This window comes from Nocardia arizonensis, assembly GCF_001310275.1.
Lineage (GTDB): Bacteria > Actinomycetota > Actinomycetes > Mycobacteriales > Mycobacteriaceae > Nocardia > Nocardia arizonensis.
Map to the genome: position 1 here is coordinate 1 of NZ_LGYZ01000065.1, position 10,650 is coordinate 10,650.

At 67.3% G+C, this 10,650-nt stretch carries 10 protein-coding genes and 1 pseudogene; 8 read left to right on the forward strand and 3 right to left on the reverse strand.

The window, feature by feature from the left end; genetic code table 11:
* The 3 genes and pseudogenes from APZ21_RS11675 to APZ21_RS35560 all read left to right on the forward strand — a co-directional run.
* Positions 1–945 (forward strand): RHS repeat-associated core domain-containing protein (locus tag APZ21_RS11675; protein WP_204249089.1); only part of this gene is annotated, 945 nt, incomplete at its 5' end.
* A 16-nt stretch (positions 946–961) separates the two neighbouring features.
* Positions 962–1,285 (forward strand): hypothetical protein, encoded by a 324-nt coding sequence (locus APZ21_RS11680; RefSeq protein ID WP_054813305.1) that lies wholly within the window; start codon positions 962–964, stop codon positions 1,283–1,285.
* A 186-nt stretch (positions 1,286–1,471) separates the two neighbouring features.
* Positions 1,472–1,926: pseudogene (locus tag APZ21_RS35560) on the forward strand (IS1634 family transposase); the annotation flags it as partial.
* Between the two features lie 216 nt (positions 1,927–2,142).
* Here APZ21_RS35560 and APZ21_RS33935 read toward each other — a convergent pair.
* Entirely contained in the window at positions 2,143–2,295 is a 153-nt protein-coding gene (locus APZ21_RS33935) for a hypothetical protein (protein ID WP_156371004.1), read from the reverse strand.
* Between the two features lie 227 nt (positions 2,296–2,522).
* Here APZ21_RS33935 and APZ21_RS11690 point away from each other — a divergent pair, with 227 nt between their 5' ends.
* From APZ21_RS11690 to APZ21_RS11710, 5 genes are all read left to right on the forward strand, one after another.
* Positions 2,523–3,401, forward strand: a complete 879-nt coding sequence (locus APZ21_RS11690; protein ID WP_054813307.1) for a hypothetical protein — start codon at positions 2,523–2,525, stop codon at positions 3,399–3,401.
* 94 nt (positions 3,402–3,495) lie between these two features.
* A complete protein-coding gene (locus tag APZ21_RS11695; protein WP_054813308.1) occupies positions 3,496–5,187 on the forward strand; it encodes a CocE/NonD family hydrolase in 1,692 nt (563 codons plus the stop codon).
* Positions 5,184–6,599, forward strand: a complete 1,416-nt coding sequence (locus tag APZ21_RS11700; RefSeq protein ID WP_054813309.1) for a M20/M25/M40 family metallo-hydrolase — start codon at positions 5,184–5,186, stop codon at positions 6,597–6,599. The genes APZ21_RS11695 and APZ21_RS11700 overlap by 4 nt, the downstream gene beginning before the upstream one ends.
* A complete protein-coding gene (locus APZ21_RS11705; protein ID WP_156371006.1) occupies positions 6,596–7,435 on the forward strand; it encodes an alpha/beta hydrolase in 840 nt (279 codons plus the stop codon). Before APZ21_RS11700 ends, APZ21_RS11705 begins: the two co-directional genes overlap by 4 nt.
* Positions 7,436–7,444: 9 nt before the next feature.
* Positions 7,445–7,912: a 6,7-dimethyl-8-ribityllumazine synthase gene (locus APZ21_RS11710; protein ID WP_054813310.1), complete on the forward strand. Its 468-nt coding sequence runs from the start codon at positions 7,445–7,447 to the stop codon at positions 7,910–7,912.
* A gap of 19 nt (positions 7,913–7,931) precedes the next feature.
* Here the strand turns inward: APZ21_RS11710 and APZ21_RS11715 are convergent, their stop codons facing one another.
* Positions 7,932–9,380, reverse strand: coding sequence for a neutral zinc metallopeptidase (locus APZ21_RS11715; RefSeq protein ID WP_054813311.1), 1,449 nt, complete (start codon positions 9,378–9,380; stop codon positions 7,932–7,934).
* Between the two features lie 159 nt (positions 9,381–9,539).
* A complete protein-coding gene (locus tag APZ21_RS11720; RefSeq protein WP_239476587.1) occupies positions 9,540–10,490 on the reverse strand; it encodes an endonuclease/exonuclease/phosphatase family protein in 951 nt (316 codons plus the stop codon).
* Positions 10,491–10,650 lie beyond the last annotated feature (160 nt).

The following is a 10,650-nucleotide window of genomic DNA, read 5'->3' on the forward strand; positions in this document are numbered from 1 at the left end:
GACTTCGTCCTCGACGCCGCCGGAAGCCTCCGACAGCGCATCGTGAAGCTGCCCGGCGGCGCAGTCCTGACCAAGACCTACGGTGCCCAGGGCGCAGCCGCGGCCAACTGGTCCTACCCGAACGTGCACGGCGACATCCTGTTCACCACAGACGGTTCCGGCACACGGACCGGCACCATCCACCTCTACGACCCCTACGGTCAGAACATCGATCCCGCGACCGGAGCGTTCGGCGACATCCCGATCCCGTCCACCGCCGAAGGCGGCATGGACTTCGGATGGCTCGGCCAACACACCGTGCCCGTCGAGCACATCGCCAGCCTGCAAGCCCTCGAGATGGGAGCCCGGACCTACCTGCCGATCCTCGGCCGATTCCTGCAAACAGACCCCGTACTGCACGGATCAGCCAACGACTACGACTACGTCAACGGCGACCCCGTCAACTTCCTCGATCTCAGCGGCGAAGCCCCAAAGGGCGGCAAGGACGGCATCGATCCCCCCGGAAGCGGAAAGAACAGAGGCTTCCCCAAACTCGAAGGTTTCGACTACTACGATATCTACGGCAACCTACAACCCTATCCCGTCCCCGGCAAGAACTCCGAGCCAGCACGAATCAACCCCATCGAAGCACTGGCCGCAGGCTGGCCCACGCCGACCCGAGGCGGCTGTCAGGAGGCCGCCGCAGAAATCCAGGGCATCATAGGAGGCACGATCTACCACGTCACGTCCGCAGGGGCCGGCACCCAGTCGCTCGGGCCATCGAGTCATATATTCAACCGCGATGGCGAGTGGAATCATCACTACGTGGTGATCATCGAGGATGCGAACGGAGTCCCAATCGTATACGACGCATTCACCGGTCCCGAAGGATTACCGATGGACGCGTACCGGGCTCAGTGGAAGGACGGCTATGGAGAGTATCTACAGTTCAAATCGGTCGGTTGAAGATGACGGTGGGCCTTTGGACCTGCTGAAACTCTGCAAATATCTCCGTCTCATCCCACGGTCATATCTGCTCGACGACAGGTACGTCACGGCTGTTGCGTTCATCGATGGTTTCAACATAGGACAAGCCGGTGCACCGTTGTCGGGATTCCCCGAATATCTGCTCGACAAGTTTTTCGCAGGAAAGCACAGCCCTTACCACTGGAGTTATCTGATCCTCGCCTCCGAGGACGATTCCTTGCTCGGCTACGCGGGGCTGCGCGAAATCTCGCCCGAACTCGACACGATACTCATCCGGAAGATGCTCGAACTCCTTATCGAGTTCACAACACGCAAGTAGCGCCACCGAGTTGCTGTGAGAGGCCACCAGTTCACCTGGCTCTCACAGCGGCAAGGCCCGGTGTGCAGGCGGTAGTCAGATCAGTTTCAGCACGATCAGCTCGCTGATGGGGACTGCAAATGCGTGGTCGGGTGGCCCGGGGTACCTCAACCCCGGGCTGGTCGATATCGGTCAGGCCCATCGCCGGTCGGCGTACTGGTCGATCGCACCGGATTCCGTTGGAGATAGGGTTTTTCGAGAGAAATACTGCCGAGACCACCACCATCGTGCCGGTCATCGAGCGGTTCCGGGCCGGCCTGCAGAACACGCCGATGGTGATCGCCGCCGATGCCCGGCATCCTGTCCGCATCCAACCTCAACGACCTCGATGCGGCCGGGTGCTCGTTCATCGTGGCCTCGTGCGTCACCAAAGGGCCCGGTGACCCGGCGTCGAATTTTCATTGGCACGGTGACGTTTTCACCGACGGGCAGATTATCGATACGGTCAACCCGCGTCACCCGAAAAAGCAGGTGAACCCGAAAGGCACACGCGCGGAACCTGTCTGGGACCCAGATACAGACCCAAAAGCATGGCGTGCTGTCTGGCGGCACTCTGCAAGCGAGTGGTCCGCGATAACCGGAGACTCAACGCCCAGGAAGCGTATCCGCTCCGAGAAATCACCCTCACCATCGCGGACAACCCCACAGCGCCGTCGACCCTCACCTCCGACGCCGTGACCATCCTCAACAACCTCGAAATCCCGTACATCAGAACAAGATCGGCACACCAAGACCGGCGCAAGTCAGTTCTGACGTTCGTCCGGGTACGGTCGCACCGGGAGGCGGACGCGTTCGTCGCCGGACTCGGATAGCGCGCGTCAGGCGAGACCTGCCACGACCGTGAGCACCCAGGTGTTGTAAGCGGCGGCGACACCGAAGGCCGCGCCCGGGTTGTAGACCAGACGCCGCTGGATGAATTCACCGAGCACCGGTTGCGCCACGCCGGTTCCGTACTCGTCTGCGCCCATCATTTGGTGACTTTGTCCACCGCGACGACGCCGACGGTGAGCAGTGCGATCGGTTGGTGAAATCGGCGCACGGGCGGCCTCTCCTGAATCCGTTCCTACCCGGCGACACCTGTACGCCGCAAATCTACCCCTTGTCCGGCCGTACCGGACGGGGCGCTCGAATCCGGTGGTGGCAGACGAGGCGTGACCTGAGCGGTTAACGGCGGCCGATCGCGGGGACATACACGGATATGGGGATCTCGATCCGCGCGAGCATGATCGCGACGCTGCTCGCACTCACCGGATGTGACGCCGCCGCCGAACCGGTGCCGCCGCCGACGGCGCCGTCGGCGGATGCGGAAGTCGTCGCATTCGACGCGTCCGGGTTCAACGGTCCGCCGTTCGCCGCGGTCGTGGACTCGCCATCCGCGGCGCGGTACTTCGCGGGGTGGTTCGCCGCGCGCGCCGCCAGGTCCTCCTCGCTGCCGGAAGTGGTGGCGCACCCCGAGAAGCTCACCGATTTGGACACCTACGCCTATATCGCCTACATCACCTCCACGGGTTGCCGTCTGCCCGACCGGGCCGAACTGCGGCGCGAGGGCGCGTCCCTGCGGCCGGATCTGCTCGGCGGCGTCGATCATCAGGAGTGCTATCGCGCGTACACGCCATTCGTGGTCTACAAGGTGCGCCGCGCCGACCTCGACGGCGTGACCGCGATCGGTTCCGAACCGGTGGACCGCGGCGGTCCCGCGGAGACCGTCAGCCGAGTCGAACTCGCCCCCGCGGTACCGACTTTCACGCCACGCGAGATCACCGCACCGGCCCCGCGCACGGCACTGGCGGACGAACTCGCCGCAGCAGGCGGTGACGCGGCGAAGATTCGGACGGCTCTGGACGCGACCTCGCGACTCGCGACCGAATACCGCGGAAACGGCGTGCGCCGCTACGCATTCCCGGTCCGCGCCTGCCCGGACGACCGGCTCGTCCTTCTCGTCACGGCTACCGAGGTGCGCGCCGAAGCGATCGCATCCCCGGACGCGCCGCGCACCTGTGAGGCGCCGACCTCGCATCTGGCGGTGTTCGACGTGCGGGAAACCTATGTCCCGAATGGCGCACGCTTGATCGAATGACCGCCGGTCAAGGGCGAACTGCGATTCAGCGAGGTACACCACACCCCAGCTTCCGGGGCTGGACTCCATTCGGGCCGCCGGAGATAGTCCAGGGATGAACTCGGTGTCGACAATGGTGCGAGCGTTGGTGGGGCTTGTTCTCGCGCTCGGCGCGACCGCCCCGCTCGGCGTCGCCGAACCCGGCGCCGACCCGGTGACCGCACCGCACCGGTACGAACAGCAGTACATCACCGCACCCGACGGCACCCGTCTGCACGCCGACGTGCTGCGCCCGGAGGGGCTGGCGCCCGATCAGAGGACACCCGTCATCCTCACGGTGAGCCCCTACCGGTCGCACACCGCCTACATCTCCCTGCCGCGCGCTCAGGGTGGGCCGTCCACCGACTTCCTGCCGGTGGACTGGGCGCTGCGCGCGGGCTACACCTATGTCATCGTCGACCTGCGCGGCTTCGGCGGGTCCAACGGCTGCCCGGATTACGGCGGACCAGGGGAACGTTCGGATGTGGCGAGCGCGGTGGAGTGGGCGGCGAGTCAGCCGTGGTCCACCGGACGAGTCGGTATGGTCGGCGTCTCATACGAGGCGTGGACCGGATTGCTCGGACTTGCCGCGCGTCCGCGCGGACTGGCCGCCGTGGTCGCCTTCGAACCGGTGGTCGACCCGTACTCGTATCTGTACATGCGGGGCGTGTCATGGAAGTTCTCGGGAAAACCGCTGACCGAGAACGGTATTCGGCCCGCCGACCAGGTCGGCATCGAACACATGGCGATCGCGTCGACACCGGGACGCCCCGACGACTCCCCGGAGTACCGGGCCAACGCGGTGTCGATGACCGCGGAATGCGCCGAGCGATATCTGGCGCTCACCGGTGACCACGATGGCGCGAACCCGGACTGGGTGGCGCGCGATCTGGTGACCGCGGTGCGCGGCAATACGATTCCGCTGTTCCTCGGGCAGGGTTTCCTCGACGCCAACACCCGGCCGGATCGGGTGTTCGAACTGTGGCGGGCGCAGGGGGCGGGTGAACACCGTGCCTGGTTCGGGCAGTGGGGCCACAGCGACTGCACGGTCAAATGCGGTACGCCGCAATTCGATACCGAGATGCGCGCCTTCCTCGACCGGCACGTGGCCGGGCGCGATATCGAGGTGCCGGGGCCGCGGATCACCGCGCAGCAATTCGACGGCGGGTGGCGTTCGGAACAGCGATGGCCGCCGGTCGACTCGCGACGGTATCCGGTCGAGCTGCGCACCGGCGGATACACCGATCGCGGCTATCTGCCGGGTACGGATCGGGAGATATGGACGCTGTCGCGGCCGTTCGACAGTGTGACCCACCTGTCGGGCGTGCCAACCGCGACGCTGCGGCTCACCGGTCCCCCATCGGCTACGGCGGCGGTGGAACTATTCGATGTGGAGCCCGGCGGGCGGGCCACCGTCATCACCCGCGGGGTCGCGCCGGTGGCCGCGACCACCGAGATCAGGCTGCTCGCCCAGGACTGGCCGATCGCGGCCGGACATCGGCTCGGGGTCAGGATCACCGACATTGTGGACGACGTGTGGGCGCACGCGCCGTCCAACGCGCGGGTCACCGTCGAGGCGGCGCGGCTCGATCTGCCGCTGCTCACCGAACCACGGGTCCCCGACCTCACCGGCGGTCTCAGCGAGGCGCACGCGAAATGGCGTGTCGACAAGACCACCACGATCGGGCCGGAGGTGATGAACAATGCAATGGTGTCCATGCACCTACCGAACGAGACGCACCCGCCGGACGAGACGGGTCCGCGATGAGTCCGGCCTCGCGCAGCGATGCGAAGGCGCCGCGGACCGCAACCGTCGATGACGCGGTGGCCGAACGGCTCGCGCGGGCGCTGCGCTGCGTGACGATCTCCACCGAGGAGCCCGCCGAAACCGCCGACGACGAGTTCGTCCGACTGGCCGAACACCTGGAACGGTCCTTCCCCCGCGTGCACGCCGAACTCGATCTCGAGACCTTCGGCCACAGCAGGCTCTACACGTGGACGGGCCGCGAACCCGATCGGACCTCGGCGATCCTGCTGGCCCATCAGGACGTGGTGCCGGTCGACGATCGGCGCCGCTGGACCCACGCTCCCTTCGACGGCGTGGTCGACGACACCCATATCTGGGGTCGCGGCGCGATCGACGACAAGAGCCGCCTGCTGGCGATCCTGGAAGCGGTGGAATCCGCGCTGGAGGCCGGGCTGCGGCCACGGCACACGGTGTATCTCGCCTTCGGTCACGACGAGGAGGTCTTCGGCGACGACGGCGCGGTGCGGATGGCGCGGCGATTGCGCGAGCAGGGGGTGCGCGCCGATCTGCTCCTCGACGAGGGCGGGGTGATCACCGACGGCGTCGCCGACGGGGTCGACCGGCCGGTGGCCACGATCATGCTCGGCGAGAAGGGCTACGCCACGGTCCGGCTGTCGGTACGCGAGGTGGGCGGGCACTCCTCGATGCCGGGTAGGCAGACCGCGGTCGGCCGTATCGCCCGCGCGGTCGCCCGCGTCCAGGACCACCCGATGCCGCTGCGGCTCACCGCCGCCGCCGTCGACATGCTGAGCCGGGTGCGCCACGCCATGCCGGAACCGCGCCGCCGACTACTCGGCTTCGCCTCGGTCCCGCTGGTCGCACCGCTGATCACCCGGATCATGGCGGCCCGGCCGCAGACCGAGGCGATGGTCCGCACCACCACCGCGCCCACCGTCATCCGCGGCGGCGTCAAGGCGAACGTGCTGCCGCAGCGGGCCGAGGCGCTGATCAATTTCCGCATCCTGCCCGGCGATTCGGTGACCGGGGTGCTCGAACACTGCCGCCGCGTGATCTCCGACGACGGTGTGCGCATCGACCTGGTCGGCATGTCCTCCGAACCCTCGCATCCAGGTTGCCCCGGCCCGGCCTTCCCGATGATCGCGGGCATCGCCGAGGCCATGGTGCCCGGCATCGCCGTCACCACCGGCATCGTGCCCGGCGCCACCGACTCACGGCATTACGACGGTCTGGCCGACACCCGCTGCAATTTCGCGCCGATCGTGCTGACCCAGGCCGACCTCGACACCATTCACGGGACCGACGAGCGCATCTCCCGGGTGAACTACGCTCGGTTGATCGAGTTCAACAGCAGGCTGATCGAGGCGCTGGTCCCGGGTTCGCCCGGCGACCCGGATCGAGAGGAGCGCGCGTGATCCACGCCGAAGAGGGCGAATTCCACGGCGGCGGCAACCGTATCGCGTGGCGCGCGTGGCTGCCCGACGCGGCGACGCGGGCGGTGATCGTGCTGGTGCACGGCATCGCCGAGCACTCCGGCCGCTATGCTCACGTGGGCACCCGCCTGGCCGAGTCCGGCTTCACGGTCTACGCCTTCGACCACACCGGACACGGCCGCTCCGAGGGTGACAAGGCGAATATCGGGTCGATGGACGATGCCGCCGACAATGTCTCGGCCATGCTCGCCCTCGCGGCGCGCGAACACGAGGATGTGCCGAAGTTCCTGCTCGGCCATTCGATGGGCAGTCTGGTCACGCTGCATCTGGTGACCCGCGCGCCGATGGAGGTGGCGGGCATCGTGCTGTCCGCGCCGCCGCTGGAGATCCCGGTCGGCAATCCGCTCCAGAAGCTGTTCGCCCCGGTGCTGAGCCGGCTCACCCCGAATCTCGGTGTGCTGACGCTGGACTCGGCCATGATCAGCCGCGACCGGGCCGTGGTCGAGGCATACGACAACGACCCGCTGGTCTATCGCGGCAAGGTGCCCGCGCGGACCGGTGCGGAGATCCTGCGCGTTACCGATCTCGTGAAACAGCGACTGGCGACGCTCACCCAGCCGCTGCTGGTGCTGCACGGCAGCGCCGACGCGCTGGCCGCGCCGTCGAGCGCCGATATGATCGAACGCGGCGCCGGATCGAAGGATCTGACGGTGCTTCGCTATGACGGCCTCTACCACGAGGTTTTCAACGAGCCGGAGCAGGATCGGGTACTCGGCGACGTCGTATCGTGGCTGGAGAGTCATCTCCGCGCGCCGTAGGATCGCGGAATGGGAACGACATCCGCGAGCTCTGTCGCCTTCATCCGCGCCATATGGCACAGCCCGATCGTCGGCAAGGCGCTCGAGGGCTTCACCGCCGAATACACCGATCTGGGCTACGCGGCCGACAGCATCGACGTCTTCGAGGTGCCGGGCGCCTTCGAGATTCCGCTGCACGCGCAACGACTGGCCCGCACCGGGCGCTATGCGGCCGTCGTCGCCGCCGCCCTGGTGGTCGACGGCGGCATCTACCGGCACGAATTCGTCGCGAGCGCGGTGATCGACGGTCTGATGCGCGTCCAACTCGACACCGACGTCCCGGTGTTCTCGGTGGTGCTCACCCCGCACCACTTCCACGAGCACAGCGAGCACGTCACCTACTTCACCGAGCATTTCGTCACCAAGGGTGCCGAGGCCGCGCGCGCCGTGGCGACCACGCTGAATTCACTGCGCACCCTGCCCGCCGCCGTGGAGTGAGACGGCGCGCACGACCGGATCAGGAGAATTTGGTCAGACAGGTCCGCTCGCCGTCGAGCACTCCGGTGCGGAACGCCTCGAGGCGCTGATATCCGCCCACCGCGATCTTGCCGTCGACATCGGCGGCGGCCAGACCATCCGACAGCAGACCCGAGACCGCCTCGTCCAGATCCTTGGCCGACAATCGCGGATCGCTGGTCGGCTCGCTCAACTTGGTGGTGAACGCGCCGCTGAGGCAGGCGGTGCGCAGGCCCGCGGTCGCCGCGCCGGTCAGCGTCAGACCCCGATCACGTTGGACGGCGAGCATATAGCGCGAGACGAAGACCACGAACGCGTTGTAGTCGCCCGCCACCGTCGCCGACAGGATCTCCTCTTCACCCGAGGCCGCCTTGGCGCGCCGCGCCAGGCCGGGCACATCGGTGCCGACGGTATTCGTGGACGGACAGTACGACACCGGCTTGGTCGAGGTGACGGTCGAGCAGTTCTTCACCACGCCCGAATAGTCGAAGCGCGGCGGCTGTTTCACCGGGAACGCCTTCGCCAGCGCCTGACTCACGCTGGTCAGCGAAGTCACATCCACCGGCAGTTGATTCTGCTCCTCGTCCTCGGTTTCGAAGGTGGTGGGCAGGGTGCCACGGCGGTTCTTGATCTCCTTGCGGTCGATCTTCTTACAGGCGGCCGCACCATCGGTGTAGCCGAGTTGGACCGCGGTCACGCGCTCGAAGGCCGAACCGTGCACATTCTTCGGATCGCTTGGATCGGTGTCGCGAATGGCGACCGTGGCCCCGAGGACACCGTCGAGTCCGTCGGTCATGTTCATGGTGAAATGCGGTGCGTTGCCCTCGGCCACGTGCCGCAGGAACACCCCCGCCAGACAGTCGGCCTGCTGCTCCTGCACCAGCACCGGGGTGAGGAATCCGGCGATCTCGGCCTGGCCCTGGATGGCGTGGCCGTATTCGTGGGCCAGCACCATGACCACGGCCATCGCGCCGAACTTCTCCTCGACCTCGGGCAGCAGCACGCCGCGATCCCAGCCGATGGTGTGGTCGACCGAGCAGTAGGCGGCATTGACCACGTGGTAGGTGTCGGAACGGCAGAACTGGACCGACCGCGCCCGAGGCGCCGTGGCGTCCCAGGAGATGAACCTGTCGACCGGCTTCAACGTACCGGGGAATGTCTTGCCGTATTCGGTCTTCCAGTACGCCTCGATATCGGCGACGGCGTTGAGGGCCAACCTGTCGATCGCGCCGCCGTCGCCGTTCTCGGCGGTGATCGGCGCGTCGGCCACGCCGGAGCGCGGACCGCTGGTCCCGGATGTGGATGCCGCACCGGCCAATTCCCACGGATTATCCGTATCGGCGATCGCCGTATCGTCGGTGACGGTCGTGACCGCGTCGCAGCCGCTCAGCGCCGCGCCCACCGCGGCGAGCACCGCGACCACCCCGAGGCGAAATCGTGCCGTCCTCATCAGGTTCCTCCCCGAATCCACTGTGGGACCTCGCATTCGCGGCGGGACCTCGCATTCGCGGTCCCGCCGGCGGATGCGGGCATCCACCGATCGAGCGTACCCATGGTAATCGCAGAGCACGCGCCACGCGCAGCGCGAAGGTTCGGCCTCGGGCGGCGGCTACCCGCTGAGCCGGGTTCGGGCCAGCACCGAACGGTGATCGGAGCCGGCGACGGTGAACGCCCGAATGTCCTCGGCGGTGCCGTCGGCGACGAGAATGTGGTCGATGCCGATGACCGGACCCCAGCGTCTGTCGGTCGGATAGGTGGGAAGCGGTCCCGCCCCGACCAATTCGGCGGCCGCGGCGAAGCGGCCGTGCAGCAGGTCGCGGAATGCCGCGTGGTCGCGGGTGGCGTTGAAATCCGCGCCGACCAGCGCCGGACCCGAGGTGGCGTCGAGGATCTCGCGGATTCGGCGCATCTCCACGCTCCAGGCCGCGAAATCCAGTGGCGGCGGCATGGGATGGAAGGCGAAGACCGCAACCGGGCCGCGCCGCGGATGGTCCATGACCGCGCCGAGATTGTTCATGACGAAACCGTCGTATTTCCTGGTGTCGCGCAAGGGATACCGGCTGTAGATGCCGGTGCCCGAACCCCAGCTGCCGGGTTCGACGTATCGGTGGGGCAGCAGGTCGGCCAGGCCCGCGGCGTCGAGGCGGACCACCGCCTCCGGGGTCAATTCCTCCACGGTCAGCAGGTCGACCTGATCGTCACGCACGGCCCGGACGATCTGCGTCGCGTCCGCCCGGCCGAACAGCAGATTGGATTGCAGGACGGTGACCACGGGACCGCCCGCCGCCCGCCCGTCGGGTACGAACAGCGGCAGCTGCGTCCACAGCACACCCGCGACCACCACGGCGGCCGCCGCCGCACTGCGCCAACCTCGGGCGAGCAGGAACAACAGCAGGCCGACGAACCCGCCGAGCATGAGATACGACGCCCCGGAGGCCAGCAATACCGGTAGCCGACGCCCGCTGCCCGCACCGAAATAGAGGGCGATCCCTACGACTCCCGTGACGACGGCGCCCCACCCCAGACCGAGCAGCGCCCGGTTCATCCATATTCGCACCACGGTATGAACTCTAGATGCGTTAGTGGAGAGTGGTGATCGACACCCGTATGCCCCAGACACCTCACGCGGCGCTGCGCGCCTTCGTCACCCGACTGCGAGAGTTGTTGCGCGCCTGATCAATCCTTCCGAATCCACCACGGACCCGTAGGCGATGACGGAG